A 22128-nucleotide genomic window follows, 5' to 3' on the forward strand; every position below is an offset into this window, starting at 1 on the left:
GTGGAACCACGATTCCGTTTATTTAACCTCGTCCCTTTCATAGGGGGCGGGGTTTTTGATTTGCATAAAAAAAGGAGTGACGAAGATGTCAGATATGATCAACATCACATTTCCGGACGGAGCGGTAAAGGAATTTCCGAAAGGAACAACAACAGAAGATATCGCGGCATCCATCAGTCCGGGATTAAAGAAAAAGTCTTTAGCCGGAAAACTGAACGGACAGGAAATTGATTTAAGAACGCCGATTCAAGAGGATGGTGCCGTAGAAATCATTACAGAAGGCACAGAAGAAGGCTTGAACATCATGCGGCACAGCACGGCGCATTTATTGGCCCAGGCGATTAAACGCATTTATAAAGATGTGAAATTCGGAGTCGGCCCCGTCATTGAAAACGGGTTCTATTATGACGTTGAAATGGAGCAGGCGCTGACGCCGGATGACCTTCCGAAGATTGAAAAAGAAATGAAACGCATCGTCGGTGAAAATCTGCCGATTATCCGAAAAGAAGTGAGCCGTGATGAAGCAAAAGCCATGTTTGCGGAAATCGGCGATAATCTGAAGCTTGAACTGCTGGATGCCATCCCTGAAGACGAAACGGTCTCCATTTATGAGCAGGGCGAATTTTTTGACCTGTGCCGCGGCGTGCACGTGCCGTCTACAGGCAAAATTAAAGAATTTAAGCTGCTGAGCCTTGCGGGCGCATACTGGCGCGGCGACAGCAAAAACCAAATGCTTCAGCGCATTTACGGCACGGCCTTCTTTAAAAAGGATGACCTGAAAGAGCATTTGCGGATGCTTGAAGAAGCGAAAGAACGTGACCACCGAAAACTGGGCAAAGAATTAAAATTGTTCGCCAACTCTCAAAAAGTCGGACAAGGCCTGCCGCTCTGGCTGCCGAAAGGCGCAACCATCCGCCGCGTGATCGAGCGCTACATTGTGGATAAAGAGCTGAGCCTCGGTTATGAGCACGTCTATACGCCTGTTCTCGGAAGCAAAGACCTGTACGAAACATCAGGGCACTGGGATCATTATCAGGATACGATGTTCCCGCCGATGGAAATGGACAATGAAACACTCGTGCTCCGTCCGATGAACTGTCCTCACCATATGATGATTTACAAACAGGACATTCACAGCTACCGCGAGCTTCCGATCCGCATCGCAGAGCTGGGAACGATGCATCGTTATGAAATGTCCGGGGCGCTTTCAGGTCTTCAGCGCGTACGCGGCATGACGTTAAATGACGCGCACATTTTCGTCCGCCCTGACCAGATTAAAGAAGAATTCATCCGCACGGTCCGTTTGATTCAAGACGTATACGAAGACTTCGGCCTGAGTGATTACACATTCCGCCTGTCTTACCGCGATCCTGAAGATACGGAAAAATATTTTGATGATGATGAGATGTGGAACAAAGCGCAATCCATGCTGAAGGCGGCAATGGACGAAATCGGCCATGACTACTATGAAGCGGAAGGCGAAGCGGCGTTTTACGGCCCTAAGCTTGACGTACAGGTGAAAACGGCGATCGGCAAAGAAGAGACATTGTCAACTGTACAGCTTGACTTCCTTCTTCCGGAACGCTTTGATCTCACTTACGTCGGAGAAGACGGCAAACAGCACCGCCCTGTCGTTATTCACCGCGGTGTCGTGTCAACGATGGAGCGTTTCGTTGCTTTCTTAATCGAAGAGCACAAAGGCGCCCTTCCGACATGGCTTGCGCCGGTGCAGTTCCAAGTCATTCCTGTATCACCGTCCGTGCATCTTGACTATGCGAAAAAAGTGCAGGAGCGCCTGCAGCGTGAAGGCCTGCGTGTCGAGCTTGACAGCCGGGACGAGAAAATCGGCTATAAAATCCGTGAAGCGCAAATGCAAAAAATCCCGTACATGCTTGTGGTCGGTGACCAAGAAGCGGAAAACGGCGCGGTAAACGTCCGGAAATACGGCGAGCAGAAATCAGAAACCGTCTCATTGGACGATTTTGTGAAAAAGGCTGTAGCCGAAGCGAAAAAATAACCGGAAATACAAAAAACCCCGTTCATTCAGAATGGGGTTTTTTTTGCGTATAAAATTATCTTTCTTTTTGTTTCTCTATAATCGCAAACAGCTCGTGAAGATCGCTGATCACGTAATCAGGCGCAATGTCCGTATCATTTTTCTTTTGCGTCCGGTTTACCCAGACTGTCGTAATGCCTGCCCGTTTCGCTCCCAATATATCAGTATTGAGGTTATCTCCGACCATAATGGCGTCTTCTTTTTTCAGGTTCAGGAGGCCGAGGCAATGTTCGAATATGGAGGCGTCGGGTTTCCCTTTTCCGAAAGCGCCTGAGATGACGATTTCATTAAAATAAGGCGCAAGCTCAGGAACGCCGGCGAGTTTTTCTTTCTGCAGGCTGGGATCGCCGTTTGTCAGCAGAAGCAATTCATAAACACCTTTCAGCTTATCAAGCACCGCAAACGTTTCATCATACACGTACGGACGCTGTCTGCGTTCCGCCGCGAAAAACTCCGCCAAATATTCGCCGTAAGCCGCATCGTCTATACCGACGCTTTTTAAGCCGTTCGTCCAGGCGTTTCGTCTGTATTCCGGCGCAATCCGATTCAGCTGTTTAAATCCTTCGCTGACCGGCTCGGAAAAATTCGCCCACAATCCTTCAAACGGATTAATGCCGATCATGACCGTATAAGGATAGGTTTCGTATGACATATACAATTCCCGTGCCGCCTTCCGAACCGCATCTTCAAATGTATGCGGGTCAAGGCCATATTTTTTTTCCGCTTGTAAACATGTTTCCCTGAATGTTGTTCTGACGCTTTTTTCATCCCATAACAGTGTATCGTCCAAATCAAAAAATACGGCTTTCATGATCTTCTCCTCTTTGTTATATTCTGAAACTCTCTGCCGCAAGGCTCCCGTTTATTCTACAATAGATATATAGACTGTGAAAGATTTGTTTTCAGATGATTTGAAAAAAACAGGCAGGTTTGTGTCAGATTCTGTCTCAGGCTCTAAAACGTGATAAAATTAAATTTGAAAGAACAGGTGAAAAGTATGCTGCATTTGATCATCATGATGCTGGAAAGAGTCGGAATTATCGTCATATTGGGATTTGTTCTGGCTCATACCAGATTGTTCAGACAGGCGCTCCAGCAGCCTGAGAGCTATAAAGGCAAAGCGGTGCTGATTTCAATTTTCTCGCTGTTCAGTATCATCAGCAACTATACGGGAATAGAAATTCAGCGGAATACAATCATGAATAATGACTGGGTGTTTCAAATTAATCCGTCCGGTTCAATTGCCAATACAAGAATTATGGGCGTTGAAATCGGCGGACTCTTAGGCGGCCCGTATGTGGGGATCGGCGTCGGCATACTGGCCGGCCTGCATCGTTTATCACTCGGCGGCGCGACCGCAGTCAGCTGTGCCGTCTCATCCGTTTTAGCGGGCATTTTGTCCGGCTGGATCGGACGGTATTTCAGAAAACGCTATGCGATGCCGACACCGCGGGTGGCCGCGCTTGTCGGACTCGGAATGGAATCGCTGCAAATGCTGCTCATCCTCTTGATGGCCAAGCCGTTTTCTGATGCTTGGACGCTTGTGAGCATCATCGGCATCCCGATGATATTGGTAAACGGGTCAGGGACTTTTATTTTTCTTTCGATCATTCAGTCGATTATCCGGAAGGAAGAACGGGCGAGAGCCCTTGAAACCCATAGGGTGCTGATGATTGCCGATCAGACGCTTCCGTTTTTCCGCCAGGGGCTGAATGAAAGCTCATGCAAAAGCGTCGCCGCCATCATTCACAGGCAAACAGGAACGGACGCGGTATCGCTTACGGATAACGAAAAGATTTTGGCGCACGTCGGCGCGGGTGCCGACCATCATATTCCGTCTGAAAGCCTGATCACCGGATTGTCAAAACGCGTCATTAAAACGGGTCATATTATGAAAGCGACATCAAAGGAAGAAATTGAATGCACGCACGATCCCTGTCCGCTGCATGCGGCGATCGTATTGCCGCTGACGTCAAACGGCAAAACGATCGGGACGCTGAAAATGTACTTTAAAAGCCCGTCAGGTTTAAGCCGGGTTGAAGAAGAGCTTGCAGAAGGACTCGCCATGCTGTTTTCCACCCAGCTTGAACTCGGCGAGGCGGAACTGCAGAGCAAATTGCTGAAAGACGCAGAAATAAAGGCGCTTCAGGCACAGGTCAATCCGCATTTTCTGTTTAATGCGATCAATACGATTTCTGCTCTTTGCCGTACGGATGTGGAAAAAACCCGAAAGCTTCTGCTGCAGCTCAGCGTCTATTTCCGTTCCAATCTGCAGGGGGCAAGGCAGCTGCTCATCCCGCTTTCTAAAGAACTGAACCATCTGCAGGCGTATTTATCATTGGAGCAGGCCCGTTTTCCCGGGAAATATAAAATCAGTCTTGAAATCGAACGCGGTTTGGAGGACATCGAAATTCCTCCTTTTGTGCTGCAGATTCTCGTCGAAAATGCGCTCCGCCATGCATTTTCAAGAAAGCAGGACAGCTGTGCCGTCAATGTCAGCGTGGTATCCTCCGGTCAGTCGGTTTTAATGCGGGTTGGAGATAACGGGCGGGGAATTGATCCGGAATTGCTGTCCGTGCTCGGAAACCATCCGCTGCCGTCTAAAGAAGGGACGGGAACCGCGCTTTACAATTTAAATCAGCGGCTGATCGGGCTGTTCGGCCCCAAAGCAGCCCTGCGATTGGAAAGTGAGGCCGGCAAAGGTACGGACGTATCATTTGAGCTGCCTTTGAAACTGATGACTAAAGGAGAAGAACATGCTGAAGGTGTTAATCGTTGATGATGAAATGCTGGCAAGAGATGAATTAGCTTATTTGCTGAAACGGACGAATGAAGTAAGTGACATAAACGAAGCTGAAAATATTGAATCCGCTTTTGACAGTATGATGGATCAAAAACCGGATCTGCTGTTTTTGGACGTTGATTTGTCAGGAGAAAACGGATTTGACATTGCCAAACGGCTGAAAAACATGAAAAATCCGCCGGCCGTCGTTTTTGCGACGGCGTATGACCAATTTGCTTTAAAAGCCTTTGAAGTCGACGCGCTCGATTATTTAACGAAGCCTTTTGATGAAGAAAGAGTGCGCCAGACGATCAGAAAGTTTAAAAGAGTGAAGCGGGACAGGGCAGGAGCCGTCTCAGAGCAGCCGTCCGCAGCCGGAGCGCATAAACTGGCTGTATCAGCCGGTGAATCTATTGTCATTTTAGATACGAAGGACATTATTTTCGCCGGCATGGAGGACGGACACGTTTCCGTTAAAACGTTTGCCGCGTCTTATTCCGTTCACGAAACTTTGGCGGTCATTGAGAAAAAACTGCCTGATACGGGTTTCTTGAGAGTGCACCGCGCGTTCATCGTGAATACGGAGCATATTACAGAAATTCATCCGTGGTTTAATTCGACGTACAATCTTATCTTAAAAGACGGCTCTAAAATTCCCGTCAGCCGTACATACGCCAAGGACTTAAAAAAGCTGCTTCATATTATATGAGGCGGCTTTTGCATTTCAGCAGCCGTTTTTTGCATTTCAGAATGAATATTCAGCCGTTTGTTATGAAAGCGCTTTAAAAGGCGATTTCTCTTTTATAATGGACCTAACAAAGAGAAAGAGGTGAAGAAAATGAGTGCGAAAAAAGTGTACGGATTTCTGACACAAGCATTTATTTTTGCCGTAATTATGCTCATATCTAATGGGATTGCAGCGATTGTCCCCATTCCTATACCCGCTTCCGTAGTAGGTTTGGTGTTATTATTTGTCCTCTTATGCCTGAAAGTGATTAAGCTTGAACAAGTAGAAACGCTGGGAACATCATTAACGTCACTGATCGGATTTTTATTTGTCCCGTCGGGCATCTCCGTGATGAATTCACTTGGCGTCATGCAGCAGTACGGCGTGCAGATCGCACTCGTCATTTTACTCGCCACCATCATTCTGTTAGGGGCGACGGGCCTTTTTTCTCAGCTGATCTTGTCTGTCAGCCAAAAACGTCAGAAGGCAGCCCCTGAAAAACAAACGGTGCGCCGTTCCAATCAGGAAAAAGAACTTGTGCAGCATTAGGAGGGAAATCGGATGAGTCCATATTTCGGTATTGTCGTTTCACTTGCGGCCTTTGGCATCGGCACGTATTTATTTAAAAAAACGAGAGGCTTTTTCCTCTTCACCCCGCTGTTTGTCGCGATGGTGCTTGGAATCCTTTTTCTGAAGCTCGGCGGTTTTTCATATGAAGATTATAAAAGCGGGGGAGACATTATTAAATTCTTCCTGGAGCCCGCGACGATCGCTTTTGCCATCCCTTTATACAAACAGCGTGACAAACTGAAAAAATACTGGTGGCAGATCATGTCTTCTATCATTGTCGGCTCTATCTGCTCAGTCACGATTGTCTATTTGATCGCAAAAGGCATTCATCTTGACGCGGCCGTTATGAAAAGCATGCTTCCGCAGGCGGCGACAACGGCAATTGCCCTTCCGCTGTCAAAAGGAATCGGCGGCATCACCGACATCACCGCTTTCGCCGTTATTTTCAACGCCGTTATCGTCTATGCTCTGGGCGCTCTATTCTTAAAACTCTTTAAAGTGAAACACCCGATCTCTAAGGGACTGGCTCTCGGCACATCCGGACACGCACTCGGTGTTGCGGTCGGTATTGAGATGGGAGAAGTAGAAGCGGCAATGGCAAGTATCGCGGTTGTCGTCGTAGGAGTGGTGACGGTGCTGGTCATTCCGGTATTCGTTCAGCTCATCGGAGGATAAACCCGGGTCATAGACCCGGGTTTTTTTATTGTGTTGGCACGTCCGCGGGCGGCAAAGAATGAAATTTCACATTTTTCCTTGCGCTCGACCCGGCATCGTGTTAAAATGAAAAAGTTGATCCGGAGAAGTCATTCTTGACTAATGATCCGGTATTGTGTAGAATAGTTATTGAATTGAATATAAATCACAAGCAGAGGCACCCGCTTCTCACCTGATTGACACATTCATGTAGTTGGCAGGTTGACCGTACATTTTTATTTATGCAGATGTTCGTAGTGTGGGTGTGTTGTCATGCCCGCACTTTTTGTTTGCCTGCAGAATGCAGTCAACAAGCGTTGTGAATCAATTCGAAGAAACTATGGAGGTGGCTCATTATTAGCAAAGATCAATTGGTTAATGAGGGTATCCGTGCACGTGAAGTTCGTCTGATCGGACAAAATGGCGATCAGCTCGGCATCAAGTCCCGTCAGGAAGCACTTGAAATCGCCGGCCGCGCAAATCTTGACCTTGTGTTAGTTGCAGCAAATGCAAAACCGCCTGTCTGCCGCATCATGGACTACGGTAAGTTCAGATTCGAGCAGCAGAAAAAGGACAAAGAAGCACGCAAAAATCAAAAAATCATTAACTTAAAAGAAGTTAGATTAAGTCCGACGATCGATGAGCATGACTTTAACACGAAATTGCGCAATGCGATTAAATTCCTTGAAAAAGGCGATAAAGTGAAAGCTTCTATCCGCTTTAAAGGGCGCGCAATCACTCATAAAGAAATCGGCCAGCGCGTATTGGACCGTTTCTCTGAAGCATGTGCGGAAGTTGCGACAGTCGAAACAAAACCAAAAATGGACGGCCGCAGCATGTTCTTAATGCTTGCGCCGAAAAACGAAAAGCAATAAGGAGGAAATCCCATGCCAAAAATGAAAACTCACCGCGGATCTGCTAAACGTTTTAAAAAGACAGGTTCTGGGAAGTTAAAACGTTCTCATGCATATACAAGTCACTTATTCGCCAACAAATCCCAAAAGCAAAAGCGTAAGCTTCGCAAGGGTGCTATTGTGAGCGCAGGAGACTTCAAACGCATCAAACAACAGCTTGCCAACATCAAGTAATCGGACAAGGAACAATTAGGAGGGAAATATAATGCCAAGAGTAAAAGGCGGAACTGTGTCGCGTCAGCGTCGTAAAAAGGTTCTTAAATTAGCAAAAGGTTATTTCGGTTCAAAACATAGATTATACAAAGTAGCAAACCAGCAGGTCATGAAATCAGGAAACTATGCATTCCGTGACCGCCGTCAGAAAAAACGTGATTTCCGTAAGCTTTGGATCACTCGTATCAACGCTGCTGCACGTATGAACGGTCTTTCTTACAGCCGTTTAATGCACGGTCTTAAGCTTTCAGGCATCGAAGTAAACCGCAAAATGCTTGCTGATCTTGCTGTAAACGATCTTACTGCTTTCAATCAGCTTGCTGATGCTGCTAAAGCTCAGTTAGACAAGTAAGTTGAAAAAGCCGCTCTCTTTCCGGGAGCGGTTTTTTTACGTAAAGGGTGACAATCAATGGCTCTCCTCATTTACGCCGTGTTGATAAACGGATACGGCTTTTGGATCATGGGCGCTGATAAAAGAAGAGCAAAGGCGCACAGGTGGAGAATATCAGAGAAACGGATATGGCTCACAGCCGCCATGTTCGGCTCACTCGGCGTATGGATCGGCATGCGCACCTTCAGGCATAAGACGAAACACAAATCCTTTTTATACGGGGTGCCGCTGCTTTTTCTCACTGAAGCCGCCCTTGTGCTGATGTATTTGGTGTATAAAGAATAAAAAGCAGGAGAGCTTATCGCTCGCCTGCTTTTTTCGCTTTTTTGATGGGCTGGTCCCAATCAATCTTGCAATTCGGGTACCGCTCCAATACCTTTTTTTCGACTTCTTCAAAATCACCTGCAGAAAAGCGGTTCAGCTTTTCCGGATTTTCGGTCCATACAAATATCGTATGAATAAACAGCGGATGATCTTTGGAAGGGATATGCTTTTCTCCTTCAAAGAGCACTCCTTTATAAGTAAGCTGGAGATTTTTTCGCGTGTTTTTCTGTTCGTCAATAAAATAAAAATTCTCTTTTGATTGCGCCAGTCTGAGCCTTCTTTTCGGGTTTGCGTAGAATTTGACGCCCATGTAAATAAAATAAATAAGAAGTGCAAGCAAGACAATCCTCAATACTGTAATGGCCATATGTGTGAAGGCACCTCCTCACCTTTGTCATGATCTGATGTAATACGAAAAACAAAACAAAAGGTTTCATTTTTTTAAAAGAAATAGATAAAAACATTTACCCGTTTTTCAGGCGAATTAATCGTATGCTTCAGCATTGGTTTTGTATAATAAGAAGGGTAGTGAAAAAAAGGAGGTTTATTGATGACAAAATTAGATGAAACGCTCACCATGCTGAAAGCGTTAACGGATGCAAAAGGGATACCGGGAAATGAGAGAGAAGTAAGACAAGTGATGAAATCATACATAGAACCATTTGCTGATGATGTCACAACAGACCGGCTGGGAAGCTTAATCGCCAAAAAAACCGGCAAAGAAAACGGTCCGAAAATCATGATCTCAGGGCATTTAGACGAAGTCGGTTTTATGGTGACGCAAATCACTGATAAAGGCTTTCTCCGCTTTCAAACCGTCGGCGGCTGGTGGTCTCAGGTCATGCTGGCCCAGCGCGTTACCGTCGTGACAAAAAAAGGGGACATCACGGGGATCATCGGTTCGAAACCGCCTCACATTCTGCCTCCTGACGCCAGAAAAAAAGCCGCCGATATTAAAGAGATGTTCATCGATATCGGGGCGTCCAGCCGTGAAGAAGCAATGGAATGGGGCGTTCTTCCGGGTGACCAGATTGTGCCGTATTTTGAATTTACAGTGATGAACAATGAAAAGCATTTATTGGCAAAAGCATGGGACAACCGTATCGGCTGCGCGATTGCCATCGATGTATTAAAAAATCTGAAAAACAGCGATCATCCGAATGAAGTATACGGGGTCGGAACGGTTCAGGAAGAAGTCGGGCTTCGCGGGGCGAAAACAGCGGCACATACGATTCAGCCTGATATCGCGTTCGGTGTGGATGTCGGAATTGCCGGAGATACACCGGGAATTTCTGAAAAAGAGGCACAAAGCAAAATCGGCGAAGGGCCGCAAATTATTCTGTATGACGCGTCAATGGTATCTCACAAAGGGCTGCGCGACCTTGTCGTGAACACGGCGGAAGAAGCGGGAATTCCTTATCAATTCGATTCCATTGCCGGAGGGGGCACGGATTCAGGTTCCATTCATTTAACCGCAAACGGAGTGCCGGCGCTGTCCATTACGATCGCGACGCGCTACATTCACACTCATGCCGCTATTTTGCATCGGGATGATTATGAGAATACGGTAAAATTGATCACAGAAGTGATTAAAAAATTAGACCGGGAAACGGTTGACCGTATTACTTATCAATAAAGATACGGAAGAATCTGCTTTTTTAAGCAGATTCTTTTTTTTTGTCTGTACAAATATGAACCCTGCGTCTACAATAAGAGAAGACATAGAAAAATCTGACAACATGTTTTTGAAAGCGCTTTAAAAAAGGGAGGGTTTACAAATGAAAAACAGATTCAGACGCATGATCCGCTTTTCATGCGCAGCCGTTACAGCCGGTCTGCTGCTGATGTCTTCATCTCCGGCATCTGCCGCGTTTTGGGGGGCATCAAATGAATTGCTGCACGATCCGACAATGGCGAAGGAAGGAAACACGTGGTACGCTTTCGGAACCGGTTTGGAAGGGGAGAGGGGGCTTCGCGTCTTAAAGGCGGGCAGCGGCGGCGTATGGACCGTTCAGAAATCAATCTTTACTTCCCCGCTGTCATGGTGGGGCAATTATGTGCCGAATTACGGGCTGAATCAATGGGCCCCCGATGTTCAATATTTTAACGGAAAGTATTGGCTGTATTATGCCGTTTCTTCATTCGGCAAAAATACCTCCGCGATCGGTCTTGCATCATCTACAAGCCTCAGTTCGGGAAACTGGAAGGACGAAGGGCTCGTCATCCGTTCAACAAGCGCCGATAACTACAATGCAATTGATCCGGAGCTGACAATTGATAAAGACGGAAACCCTTGGCTTGCCTTCGGTTCTTTTTGGAGCGGCATTAAGCTGACAAAGCTTGATAAAAATACAATGAAACCGACGGGATCACTTTATTCCATCGCTGCCAGACCGAATAACGGCGGAGCTTTGGAAGCGCCGGCCATCACCTATCAGAACGGCTACTATTACTTAATGGTGTCGTTTGATAAATGCTGTTCAGGCGTGAATAGTACGTACAAAATCGCTTATGGAAGATCCAAAAGCATCACCGGCCCATATCTCGATAAAAGCGGGAAAAGCATGTCAGAAGGCGGAGGAACGATTCTTGACTCCGGCAATGACCGCTGGAAAGGCCCGGGCGGCCAAGACATTGTGAACGGGAATATTTTAGTGCGTCATGCGTATGATGCCGAAAACAGCGGAATTCCGAAGATGCTCATCAATGATATTGATTGGAGTTCAGGCTGGCCTTCCTATTAATTGATCAGCCGGGCATGTGTGTCCGGCTTTTTTACTTGCAATAAAAGATTGACAGTTTGATTCCTCCTTAACTATAATAAAATTGTTCGTACAAATAAAAGGATAAAAGTTTTATATTTTATATTCGTACGTATATTTTTAAAAATGCAAGCGCTTTATTTTGATGGGAAGGGGAAATGAATGTGCTTCAGAACAAAGAATATGAATTTTGGTTTGTAACGGGAAGCCAGCACTTATACGGAGAGGAAACGCTGCAGCTTGTCGATAAACACGCAAAGGGGATATGTGACGGCCTCAGCGGGGTGTCATCAAGATACAAGATCAGGCATAAACCGGTTGTCACGTCATCTGAAACGATCAGAGAGGTTTTGCGGGAAGCGCAGTATCAAGAAAACTGTGCCGGGGTCGTGACGTGGATGCATACATTTTCCCCTGCGAAAATGTGGATTGAAGGTCTTTCCGCTTTTCAAAAGCCGATGCTTCATCTGCATACCCAATATCATCGCGACATCCCGTGGGAAACGATTGATATGGACTTTATGAACAGCAACCAATCCGCTCACGGAGACCGGGAATACGGGTATATCCAGTCAAGAATGGGGCAGACGAGAAAAGTCATCGCAGGCTATTGGGATGATGAGGAAGTCAAACATGACATTTCGCAATGGATGAACACTGCTGCCGCCTGGAATGAAAGCAGGAATATTAAAGTAGCCCGGTTCGGCGACAATATGCGGAATGTAGCGGTTACTGACGGAGACAAAGTCGGCGCCCACATCCAATTCGGCTGGCAGGTTGACGGGTACGGAATCGGCGATCTTACCGAGGTGATGAACAACGTCACCGACGCAGAAATTGAGGCGCTTTATGAGGAATACGACAAATTGTATGTCATCAGCGGCGAAACAAAACAAGATGAAGCAAAAGTTGCTTCCATTAAAGAACAGGCGAAAATTGAACTCGGATTAACGGCCTTTCTCGAACGGGGCGGATATACAGCGTTTTCGACCTCCTTTGAAGTTTTGCACGGAATGAAGCAGCTTCCGGGACTTGCCGTTCAGCGTCTCATGGAAAAAGGGTACGGATTTGCCGGCGAAGGCGATTGGAAAACGGCTGCCCTTGTGCGAATGATGAAAATAATGGCGGACGGAGAACAAACCTCCTTCATGGAAGATTATACGTACCATTTTGAACCGGGGCGTGCGATGATTCTCGGATCACATATGCTTGAAGTATGTCCGACGATCGCCCTTGATCAGCCGAAAATCGAAGTCCATCCTCTCTCAATCGGAGGGAAGGAAGATCCGGCCCGGTTGGTCTTTAACGGAATCGGCGGTTCAGCCATCATCGCCAGCATCATTGATATCGGCGGGCGATTCCGTCTCATTCTGAATGAAGCAGAAGGTAGGGAAATTGATCATGATATGCCGAATCTCCCTGTGGCGCGGGTGCTATGGAAGCCGGAGCCATCGCTGAAAACAGCTGCGGAAGCATGGATTTTGGCGGGAGGCGCCCATCATACTTGTATGTCTTTCCGGCTTACGGCTGAACAGATGCTTGACTGGGCTGAGATGGCAGGCATTGAAAGCATCTTTATTTCCCGCAATACCGAAATACATGAGCTGAAAAAAGAGCTGAAATGGAATGACGTATTATACCGGTTGGGAGGGAATTGATATGGCGTATACGATTGGTGTTGATTTCGGCACATTGTCCGGCCGGGCGGTGCTTGTCAATGTCCGCACGGGCGAAGAGATCGCGTCTGCGGTAAAAGAATACACTCATGCCGTCATCGACCGCACGCTGCCGAAGACGGGTGAAAAACTCCCTCGGGACTGGGCGCTTCAGCATCCTGCCGATTATATCGAAGTTCTGGAAACGGCGATTCCGAACCTGCTTCAAGAGGCGGGCGCTGATCCAAAAGACGTGATCGGCATAGGAATTGATTTTACCGCCTGCACGATTTTGCCGATAGACGTCGCGGGGCAGCCGCTTTGTATGCTGCCGGAATTTGAACGGGAGCCCCACAGTTATGTGAAGCTGTGGAAGCATCATGCGGCTCAAAAACATGCAGACCGTTTGAACACGATTGCCGAAGACACAAAAGAAACATTCCTTAAAAGATACGGCGGTAAAATTTCTTCTGAATGGATGATCCCGAAAATCATGCAAATCGCGGAAGAAGCGCCGCATATATACAAGGCGGCAGATCGGATTGTGGAAGCGGCAGACTGGATCGTCTATCAATTGTGCGGTTCATTGAAGCGAAGCAACTGCACGGCCGGCTACAAAGCAATCTGGAATGAGGAGACGGGGTATCCGCCGGATCATTTTTTTGAAAAGCTCAACCCGTTAATGAAAACGATTACAAAAGATAAATTAAGCGGCACCATTTATTCAGTCGGGGAAAAGGCAGGAGGTTTGACCGAAAAAATGGCGGAGCTGACCGGGCTTCTGCCGGGGACGGCCGTTGCCGTCGCCAATGTCGACGCCCACGTGTCAGTGCCCGCGGTCGGTATTACAGAGCCGGGGAAAATGCTGATGATTATGGGAACGTCTACCTGCCATGTGCTGCTCGGCGAAGAAGAACATATCGTCCCCGGTATGTGCGGGGTCGTCAATAACGGCATCTTGCCCGGATATGCGGGATATGAAGCGGGACAGTCCTGTGTCGGCGACCACTTTGAATGGTTCGTCAAAACGTGCGTTCCGAGAGACTATGAGAAGGAAGCTGAGGATAAACACATAGACATTCACGAGCTGCTCAGCAAAAAAGCAGCTGTACTTGTTCCGGGGGAAAGCGGCCTTCTCGCGCTTGACTGGTGGAACGGAAACCGGTCAACCTTGGTGGACGCCGATTTGACGGGCATGATGCTCGGCATGACGCTGCACACGAAGCCGGAAGAAATCTACAGGGCATTGATTGAAGCGACGGCGTTCGGAACGAGGATGATTATCGAAACGTTTCGGGAAAACGGCGTTCCGGTCGAGGAGCTTTACGCAGCCGGAGGAATCGCCGAAAAAAATCCGTTTGTCATGCAGATTTATGCAGACGTCACAAATATGGATATTAAATTATCCGGTTCTCCGCAGGCGCCTGCACTGGGCTCCGCGATTTTCGGAGCGCTCGCCGCGGGACGGGAAAACGGGGGATTCTCCAATATTGCTGAAGCATGTGCGCATATGGGGAAATTAAAAGACGGCTTTTATGCCCCGAACCGGGAAAGAGCTGAGATTTATGACAGCTTATATGCGGAATATAAAGAGCTCGTTCACTACTTCGGCAAAGAAAACAATGTCATGAAACGCCTGAAAGCCATTAAAAACCGTGATTTTGCGAAAGGGGGGAGCCGCCATGCTTGAAGCGTTAAAAGAAGAAGTGCTCGCCGCCAATCTGAAGCTTGAGGAACATAACCTTGTCACGTTTACATGGGGGAATGTCAGCGGCATTGACAGAGAGAGCGGGAGAATCGTCATTAAACCGAGCGGTGTCGATTACAGTGAGCTGACCGCTGACAAACTGGTCGTCCTGAATGAGGACGGAGACATTCTCGAAGGCTCGCTGAAACCGTCTTCTGACACGCCGACCCATCTTTATCTGTATAAAGCGTTTCCGGCTATCGGCGGAATCGTTCATACGCACTCCCGCTGGGCGACGAGCTGGGCGCAGTCCGGAAGAGACATACCCGCTCTCGGAACGACTCACGCGGATTACTTTGAAAGCGCTATACCCTGCACGAGGGAAATGTATGAAGAAGAAATTGTGAAAGATTACGAATATCATACAGGCAAAGTCATAGCCGAAACTTTTCAAAACGAACCGTATGAACAAAATCCGGGTGTCCTCGTCCACAGCCACGGCCCGTTCTGCTGGGGAACGGACGCGCTGAATGCCCTGCATAACGCCGTTGTGCTCGAAACGGTAGCGGAAATGGCCTACCATTCGCTTATGCTGAACAAACAGCTCAGTCCGATCGACAGAGTGCTGCATGATAAGCATTTTTACAGAAAACACGGGGCGAATGCTTATTATGGCCAAACTTGACGCAGCCGGGTTTCTGATTGATTTAGACGGAACCGTATTCAGGGGGCGGGAGCTGATTGACGGCGCAAAAGAAGCCGTTCATACCCTTCAGTCACTGGGCAAAGCCGTTGTCTTTTTAAGCAACCGCGGCAATCTATCAAGAGCAATGTGCCGAAAGAAACTGCTGGGTGCCGGTATCCGCACGGATGAACGGAGCATCGTGCTGTCCTCCAGTGTGACGGCATCATTTTTAAAGAAGCATTATCCTTTGTCAAAGGTGTGGGTGTTAGGAGAGAAAGGGCTGACTGATGAACTCGCTTTAGCGGGTGTCGCCCTGGCGCAAAACCCGCAGGCGGCAGACTGGCTTGTCATCTCCCTGCATGAAACCGTCACCTATGAGGATTTGAATCTCGCTTTTAAGGCGGCTTCCTCCAGCGCGCGCATCATCGCCACGAACCGGGACCGCTCCTTTCCGAATGAAGGCGGCCATGCCATGGATGTCGCGGGAATGATCGGGGCCATTGAAGCATCCGCCGGAGCAAAAACGGAGCTTGTCATCGGCAAACCGTCTTGGCTGATGGCTGAGGCGGCATGTGAAGCGCTCGGACTTCCCCCTGAGGAATGCGCCATTATCGGAGACAGCCTCGAATCTGATATTGCAATGGGCAGCCTGTACGGGATGAAAAGCGTATTGGTTCTGACGGGGTCGGCCAAACTTGGGGAGCCCCGTCTATATGAACCTGACATCGTCCTTGATTCTATTAAAGACCTGACAGAATTAGCGAAGGAGGGAATCCTTTTATGAAACGTTCTCCTGAGGACATTCAATCCGAGTTTGACAAGGAAGGGGCCAGCCGCTCACCGATTCAAATAGAAGATATCGTGATCGGGGCGAATGCAAAAGAAGAGCTTCTCAGATTTCTGCAAAAAAAATGCTGGAATCATCCGGTCATCGTCTGTGACCGGAACACGTACGAGGCGGCGGGGCGTCTGCTTGCGGACGAATTGAGGGCAGGCGGGATCAAAGCGTCAAAAGTCATCATTCCGGAGCATGAAGCCGGGGCCGCCGCGGCTGATGAGAGGACATTGGTCTATACGCTGATCAATCTCGCGGAAGAGACGGATGTCATCATTGCGGCCGGTTCAGGAACGATTCACGACATTACGCGGTTTGCCGCCTGCCAGCGCGGATTGCCGTTTATCTCATTCCCCACCGCTCCGTCAGTCGACGGTTTTACGTCGGCGGGAGCGCCGCTCATATTAAACGGTATCAAAACGACGATTCAAACGAAAGCGCCAATTGCCTTATTTGCGGATACGAATGTATTAAAAGAAGCGCCCCGTTCAATGACAGCCGCGGGCTTCGGAGACATGCTCGGAAAAATAACATCGCTGGCAGATTGGGAGATTTCCCGCAGGCTTGCGGGTGAGCCGTACTCAGAAGCCGGGGCGAAGCTTGTGAAAGACGCGCTTTGGCAGTGCATTGATCACCGCGCTGCCATTGCCATGGGAACGGAGGCCGGCATTCAGATACTGATGGAAGCGCTGATCGTTTCGGGTCTTGTCATGCTTGCGCTTGACCACTCCCGCCCCGCCTCAGGAGGAGAACATCACATCTCGCATTGGATTGAGATGGAAATGCTGAAGGCAAAACAGCCTCCGATTCTCCACGGTGCGAAGGTCGGTTGTGCGTGCGCGGTGCTGAGTGATACTTACAAAGAACTGGCTTGTCACGAAAAGCTTGCTGAACTGCCGCCGCACTTTCGCGAGGCGATTCAATCTGCATATGAAGGGCTTCCTGACGGCAAGACAATTGCCGGGTGGCTCGCATCTGCGGGAGGTCCCGCCTGTTTCGATGAGATCGGTGTAAAACAGGACCTTGTCAGCGATGCGCTTAAGCATGCGCACACACTGAGAGACCGTTATACCGGTTTAACCATCATAAATGAAAATGCAGCGCTCTTTGCACATCATTTGCATCAATAGCCGCACGGCCTAAAGTGGAAGGGGTAATGACATGAAAAAAACGACCGCTGTATGTTTGGTGCTGATGATGCTCTTCTTGTTTACCGCCGGCTGTTCACAAGAACGGACTGCCGGCCGGCCGGGAGAAACGGAGCTGACGTTTTGGACGTTTAACGGTCTGCACGAACAGTTTTATCAGGAAATGGTCAAAGAATGGAATCAGAAATATCCGGATCGCAAAATCAAGCTGAATACCGTTGTTTATCCTTATGGACAAATGCATGATAATTTATCGGTTTCGCTGATCGCGGGTGAGGGGCTTCCCGATATAGCCGACGTGGAATTAAGCCGGTTCTCGAACTTTCTGAAGGGGAAGGATATCCCGCTTGCCGATCTGACGCCGCTGATTGAAAAAGACCGCGATAAGTTTGTGGAAGCGCGTCTGGCCTTATACAGCAAAAACGGAAAATTGTACGGCCTTGATACACATGTGGGGACGACCGTCATGTTTTACAACATGGATATCATGAAAAAAGCGGGCGTTGATCCCGCCTCCATTAAGACATGGGAAGATTACCGGCGGGCAGGGAAAAAAGTGCGTGAAGCCGCTGGGAAACCGATGGGAACGGTTGAAACAAACGACTCCGCCACATTCCTATCCATGATTTCGCAGCAAGGGTCAGGCTACTACAGCAAAAACGGAAAATTGATTCTGAACAGCAAGACGAATACAGACACACTGAATTATGTAAAGGACATGGTAAATGATAAAACCCTTCTGCCGGCTCCCGGCGGCGGCCATCACAGCGAAGAATACTACGGTTTTATGAATCAAGGCGGGGCAGCCTCAGTGCTGATGCCCATTTGGTACATGGGACGGTTTATCGATTATATGCCTGATTTAAAAGGAAAAATGGCGATTTACCCTATGCCGGCCTGGAAAGAAGGCGGTGACAGATCAGCGGGTTTAGGCGGAACAGCCACCGTCGTGCCGAAGCAGGCTGAACATCTGAAGCTCGCGAAAGAATTTCTCGGTTTTGCGAAAGGTTCGAAGGAAGGGAATATAAAGCTTTGGACGGTGCTCGGCTTTGACCCGCTCCGCTGGGACGTGTGGGATTCAAAAGAATTGAAGGAGAAAAACAAGTACACGGATTTCTTCCGGAACGGTACGTCAATTTTTTCCTCGCTCCTTGAAATAAAAGATGAGATCAATCCGATTTATCTGCATGAAGACTTCTCTAAAGCGGCTGATCTCGTTGTCAGACAAGTGCTGTTCGATGCGCTGAAGACGCAGGAAAAAACACCTAAGGAAGCCTTGGACGAGGCGGCAGAGCAATTAGAGAAATAGGAGAAGCCGCCCTATTTAACAGTGAAAGCGGGGGAGCTTTTATGAGACCTGTAAAGACAGAGACAGCGCAAACCGTTTCTGCAGTCCGGAAGAAGCCGCGCCGGCGCAATGTGCTGTATTCAAAAAAAGCGGCGCCTTATCTTTTTACGGCGCCATTTATCATTTCGTTTCTCGTTTTCTTTTTGTATCCGATTATCAGCGTGTTTATCATGAGCTTTCAACGGATACTGCCGGGAGAAATTACATTTGTCGGGTTTTCCAATTATACCGCTCTTCTTAATCCAACCTTTTATACGGCATTATTTAACACATTGGAATATACCTTCTGGACGCTGATCGTGCTGATTCCGGTGCCGCTTCTTTTGGCGGTGATTCTGAATTCGAAGCTCGTCAGGTTCAGAAATGTGTTTAAATCGGCTCTGTTTGTACCGGCTTTAACATCGACGATCGTAGCGGGGATTATTTTCCGTCTGATGTTCGGAGAAATGAATACGTCGCTTGCAAACGAGCTTATGATGAAGCTTGGCGCATCACCCCAAAACTGGCTCAACAACAAAGGTACCGGCATGTTTTTAATGGTGCTGCTTGCGTCATGGAGGTGGATGGGGATTAACATTCTTTACTTTCTGGCGGGATTGCAAAACGTGCCGAAAGAATTGTATGAAGCGGCTGAAATTGACGGGGCGAGTACGTGGAAAAAGTTCCGGCATATTACCCTTCCATTTTTAAAGCCGGTGTCCGTTTATGTGTTAACGATCAGTATTATCGGCGGTTTCAGAATGTTTGAGGAAAGCTATGTGCTTTGGCAGAATAATTCCCCGGGCAATATCGGCCTCACGCTTGTCGGTTATTTATATCAGCAGGGGCTTGCATACAACGAAATGGGGTACGGGGCCGCAATCGGAATTGTCCTTTTGCTTGTCATCTTACTAGTCAGTCTTGTTTCACTGAAACTGTCCGGTTCGTTTAAAGGGGAGGGATAAGCGTTGCGTAACAATCACATGTCTTCCGTGTACAGAGTTGCGTTTACCTTGTTTTTTATCATGCTGAGCCTGTTGTATATCTTTCCGATGATCTGTCTATTGCTCGGTTCTTTAAAGCCGTCATCTGAGCTGATGCGTATCGGGCTGAATCTGCGCCTTGATCCGGATGTGATGAGCCTTGATAACTACACCTATTTGTTCAACGGGGGGAGCATTTATTTCAAATGGTTTTTTAACAGCCTGCTGCTCGGCGTTCTCACCACGGTTCTCACGCTGTTTTTTTCCTCTTTGATCGGCTACGGACTCGGTGTCTACGAATTTAAAGGCAGAAATATTATTTTCGTTCTTGTGCTGATCATTATGATGGTGCCTCTTGAAGTGATGATGCTCCCGTTGTTCAAATTGACGGTGGGTCTTCATTTGATCGATTCTTATACTGGGGTGATTCTGCCGTTTATTGTGTCGCCTGTCGCCGTGTTCTTTTTCCGGCAATATGCGCTCGGACTTCCGAAGGATCTGCTTGATTCAGCGAGAATGGACGGCTGCACCGAATTCGGCATTTTTTTCAGAATTATGGCGCCGCTCATGAAACCGGCATTCGGGGCAATGATCATTCTTCAATCTTTAAACAGCTGGAATAACTTTTTATGGCCGCTGATCGTGCTTCGGTCGAAAGAAATGTTTACGCTTCCAATCGGACTTTCAGGGCTGCTGAGTCCGTACGGCAACAACTATGACATGCTGATTTCCGGGTCCGTTTTTGCGATACTGCCGGTGATCATCATATTCTTGTTTTTCCAAAAATACTTCATTTCCGGACTCACAGTAGGCGGAGTGAAGGGATAGAGAGAGGGAGGAAATATAATGAAAAAAGCGGGGATTACAGCAGATAAAGAATATATCATCGGTGAAGTGGACAAACGGATGTACGGATCATTTATAGAACATATGGGCCGGGCGGTGTATGAAGGCATTTATGAGCCCGGACACCCGAAAGCCGACAAGGACGGCTTCAGAACAGACGTGCAGGAGTTAATCAAGGAATTGCAAGTGCCGTTCATCCGCTATCCGGGAGGGAATTTTCTCTCGGGCTACAATTGGGAAGACGGCGTCGGGCCGGTGAAGGACCGCCCGCGGAGGCTTGATTTGGCATGGCAGACGACAGAAACGAACGAAGTAGGGACGAATGAATTTTTAACGTGGGCGAAAAAAGTGAACGCCGAAGTGAATATGGCGGTCAATCTCGGGACGAGAGGGATCGATGCCGCCCGGAACCTCGTCGAATACTGCAACCATCCTGAAGGGTCATACTGGAGCGACTTACGAAAATCGCACGGATATGAAAAACCTTACGGCATCAAAACATGGTGCTTAGGAAATGAGATGGACGGCCCTTGGCAGATCGGTCATAAAACGGCGCATGAATACGGACGGCTCGCCGCTGAAACGGCAAAGGTGATGAAATGGACGGACCCGACGATCGAATTGGTGGCTTGCGGAAGCTCAAACAGCGGCATGCCGTCCTTCATCGAGTGGGAGGCCGAGGTGCTTGAGCATACGTACGAGCATGTGGATTACATCTCACTGCATACGTATTACGGCAACCATGAAAATGATCTTGAAAACTATTTGGCGAAGTCGATGGATTTAGACCATTTTATTAAATCCGTCACAGCCGTATGTGATTATATGAAAGCGAAAAAACGCAGCAAAAAAACGATTCACCTTTCTTTAGATGAATGGAATGTGTGGTATCACTCAAATGAAGCGGATAAAAAAGTGGAGCCATGGATTACGGCCCGGCCGATTCTCGAAGACATCTACAATTTTGAAGATGCACTGTTGATCGGTTCACTGCTGATTACGATGCTGCAGCATGCGGACAGACTTAAGATCGCCTGTCTCGCCCAGCTTGTCAACGTGATTGCGCCTATCATGACCGAAAAGGGCGGAGAAGCATGGAGGCAGCCGATCTTTTACCCTTACATGCACGCCTCTGTCTACGGGAGAGGGACTTCAATGAAGCTGCTGGTCACCTCCCCGAAATACGACTCAGCGGATTTTACGGATGTGCCGTATGTTGATGCCGCGGCCGTTTACCATGAAGAGGATGAAGCACTTACCATTTTTGCCGTCAACAAAAGCAAGGAACTGATGGAAACGGAGATCAAACTGAGGGGGTTTGAAGATTACCGCATCATTGAGCATATCGTGCTGGAGCATCAGGATATGAAAGCGACCAATCAAAAAAACAGAAAAGAAGTCACGCCTCACTCAAACGGAACGTCTTCGGCAAATGCTGAAGGGATAACGGCTCATTTTACTCCGCTGTCCTGGAATGTCATCCGTTTATCAGGCAAATAATGTTCCGAAAAGCCGGGCTGCGCCGCCGGC

At 48.1% G+C, this 22128-nt stretch carries 22 protein-coding genes and 1 other annotated feature; of the genes, 20 read left to right on the forward strand and 2 right to left on the reverse strand.

Annotated features, from left to right (window positions below):
- The first annotated feature begins 85 nt into the window (after positions 1 to 85).
- Positions 86 to 2017 (forward strand): threonine--tRNA ligase, encoded by a 1932-nt coding sequence (thrS, locus tag V7728_RS04770; RefSeq protein ID WP_099567285.1) that lies wholly within the window; start codon positions 86 to 88, stop codon positions 2015 to 2017.
- A 55-nt stretch (positions 2018 to 2072) separates the two neighbouring features.
- On the opposite strand, the gene V7728_RS04775 is transcribed toward thrS, so the two are convergent.
- Complete coding sequence (locus V7728_RS04775) at positions 2073 to 2867, reverse strand: HAD family hydrolase (RefSeq protein ID WP_015240354.1); 795 nt, start codon at positions 2865 to 2867, stop codon at positions 2073 to 2075.
- A gap of 186 nt (positions 2868 to 3053) precedes the next feature.
- On the opposite strand from V7728_RS04775, the gene V7728_RS04780 reads away from it, so the two are divergent.
- The 8 genes from V7728_RS04780 to V7728_RS04815 all read left to right on the forward strand — a co-directional run bounded on the left by V7728_RS04780 (position 3054) and on the right by V7728_RS04815 (position 8631).
- Positions 3054 to 4835: a sensor histidine kinase gene (locus V7728_RS04780; protein ID WP_082998821.1), complete on the forward strand. Its 1782-nt coding sequence runs from the start codon at positions 3054 to 3056 to the stop codon at positions 4833 to 4835.
- Positions 4813 to 5547, forward strand: coding sequence for a LytR/AlgR family response regulator transcription factor (locus V7728_RS04785; RefSeq protein ID WP_007408091.1), 735 nt, complete (start codon positions 4813 to 4815; stop codon positions 5545 to 5547). The genes V7728_RS04780 and V7728_RS04785 overlap by 23 nt, the downstream gene beginning before the upstream one ends.
- 129 nt (positions 5548 to 5676) lie before the next feature.
- The gene (lrgA, locus tag V7728_RS04790) at positions 5677 to 6114 is read left to right on the forward strand and encodes an antiholin-like murein hydrolase modulator LrgA (RefSeq protein ID WP_007408092.1); all 438 of its coding nucleotides are present in this window, start codon (positions 5677 to 5679) and stop codon (positions 6112 to 6114) included.
- Between the two features lie 12 nt (positions 6115 to 6126).
- Complete coding sequence (gene lrgB, locus V7728_RS04795) at positions 6127 to 6810, forward strand: antiholin-like protein LrgB (RefSeq protein WP_007408093.1); 684 nt, start codon at positions 6127 to 6129, stop codon at positions 6808 to 6810.
- A gap of 182 nt (positions 6811 to 6992) precedes the next feature.
- Positions 6993 to 7123 (forward strand) — a sequence feature (ribosomal protein L20 leader region).
- 58 nt (positions 7124 to 7181) lie between these two features.
- Positions 7182 to 7703 carry a translation initiation factor IF-3 gene (gene infC, locus V7728_RS04800; protein WP_071543361.1) on the forward strand — a complete coding sequence of 174 codons (522 nt, stop codon included), beginning with the start codon at positions 7182 to 7184 and terminating at the stop codon, positions 7701 to 7703.
- A 12-nt stretch (positions 7704 to 7715) separates the two neighbouring features.
- Entirely contained in the window at positions 7716 to 7916 is a 201-nt protein-coding gene (gene rpmI / locus V7728_RS04805) for a 50S ribosomal protein L35 (protein WP_003152493.1), read from the forward strand.
- Between the two features lie 31 nt (positions 7917 to 7947).
- Positions 7948 to 8307 (forward strand): 50S ribosomal protein L20, encoded by a 360-nt coding sequence (rplT, locus tag V7728_RS04810; RefSeq protein ID WP_007613019.1) that lies wholly within the window; start codon positions 7948 to 7950, stop codon positions 8305 to 8307.
- Positions 8308 to 8364: 57 nt separating this feature from the next.
- Positions 8365 to 8631, forward strand: a complete 267-nt coding sequence (locus tag V7728_RS04815; RefSeq protein WP_032866549.1) for a DUF1294 domain-containing protein — start codon at positions 8365 to 8367, stop codon at positions 8629 to 8631.
- 13 nt (positions 8632 to 8644) lie between these two features.
- Here V7728_RS04815 and V7728_RS04820 read toward each other — a convergent pair whose 3' ends face one another.
- Positions 8645 to 9037, reverse strand: coding sequence for a hypothetical protein (locus tag V7728_RS04820; RefSeq protein ID WP_007408095.1), 393 nt, complete (start codon positions 9035 to 9037; stop codon positions 8645 to 8647).
- Between the two features lie 183 nt (positions 9038 to 9220).
- On the opposite strand from V7728_RS04820, the gene V7728_RS04825 reads away from it, so the two are divergent.
- From V7728_RS04825 to arfA, 11 genes are all read left to right on the forward strand, one after another.
- Positions 9221 to 10306 carry a M42 family metallopeptidase gene (locus V7728_RS04825; protein WP_007408096.1) on the forward strand — a complete coding sequence of 362 codons (1086 nt, stop codon included), beginning with the start codon at positions 9221 to 9223 and terminating at the stop codon, positions 10304 to 10306.
- Between the two features lie 142 nt (positions 10307 to 10448).
- Positions 10449 to 11414 (forward strand): glycoside hydrolase family 43 protein, encoded by a 966-nt coding sequence (locus V7728_RS04830; RefSeq protein ID WP_012118149.1) that lies wholly within the window; start codon positions 10449 to 10451, stop codon positions 11412 to 11414.
- Positions 11415 to 11596: 182 nt separating this feature from the next.
- Complete coding sequence (gene araA / locus V7728_RS04835) at positions 11597 to 13090, forward strand: L-arabinose isomerase (RefSeq protein WP_041482503.1); 1494 nt, start codon at positions 11597 to 11599, stop codon at positions 13088 to 13090.
- 1 nt (position 13091) lies between these two features.
- The gene (gene araB / locus V7728_RS04840) at positions 13092 to 14777 is read left to right on the forward strand and encodes a ribulokinase (RefSeq protein WP_076425080.1); all 1686 of its coding nucleotides are present in this window, start codon (positions 13092 to 13094) and stop codon (positions 14775 to 14777) included.
- A complete protein-coding gene (araD, locus tag V7728_RS04845) occupies positions 14770 to 15459 on the forward strand; it encodes an L-ribulose-5-phosphate 4-epimerase (protein WP_003152509.1) in 690 nt (229 codons plus the stop codon). The genes araB and araD overlap by 8 nt, the downstream gene beginning before the upstream one ends.
- Positions 15437 to 16243 carry an HAD-IIA family hydrolase gene (locus tag V7728_RS04850; protein WP_373467137.1) on the forward strand — a complete coding sequence of 269 codons (807 nt, stop codon included), beginning with the start codon at positions 15437 to 15439 and terminating at the stop codon, positions 16241 to 16243. The genes araD and V7728_RS04850 overlap by 23 nt, the downstream gene beginning before the upstream one ends.
- Positions 16240 to 17424, forward strand: a complete 1185-nt coding sequence (locus V7728_RS04855) for a sn-glycerol-1-phosphate dehydrogenase (RefSeq protein ID WP_076425078.1) — start codon at positions 16240 to 16242, stop codon at positions 17422 to 17424. The genes V7728_RS04850 and V7728_RS04855 overlap by 4 nt, the downstream gene beginning before the upstream one ends.
- A 31-nt stretch (positions 17425 to 17455) precedes the next feature.
- Positions 17456 to 18751, forward strand: coding sequence for an ABC transporter substrate-binding protein (locus tag V7728_RS04860; protein ID WP_012118143.1), 1296 nt, complete (start codon positions 17456 to 17458; stop codon positions 18749 to 18751).
- Between the two features lie 41 nt (positions 18752 to 18792).
- Complete coding sequence (locus tag V7728_RS04865; protein WP_007408105.1) at positions 18793 to 19734, forward strand: carbohydrate ABC transporter permease; 942 nt, start codon at positions 18793 to 18795, stop codon at positions 19732 to 19734.
- Positions 19735 to 19752: 18 nt separating this feature from the next.
- Entirely contained in the window at positions 19753 to 20580 is an 828-nt protein-coding gene (locus tag V7728_RS04870; protein WP_032871724.1) for a carbohydrate ABC transporter permease, read from the forward strand.
- An 18-nt stretch (positions 20581 to 20598) separates the two neighbouring features.
- Positions 20599 to 22098 (forward strand): arabinosylfuranosidase ArfA, encoded by a 1500-nt coding sequence (gene arfA / locus V7728_RS04875; RefSeq protein ID WP_012118142.1) that lies wholly within the window; start codon positions 20599 to 20601, stop codon positions 22096 to 22098.
- The last annotated feature ends 30 nt before the right edge of the window (positions 22099 to 22128 follow it).

Origin of the sequence: Bacillus sp. JHAA (assembly GCF_036961585.1) — a bacterium.
GTDB lineage: Bacteria > Bacillota > Bacilli > Bacillales > Bacillaceae > Bacillus > Bacillus velezensis.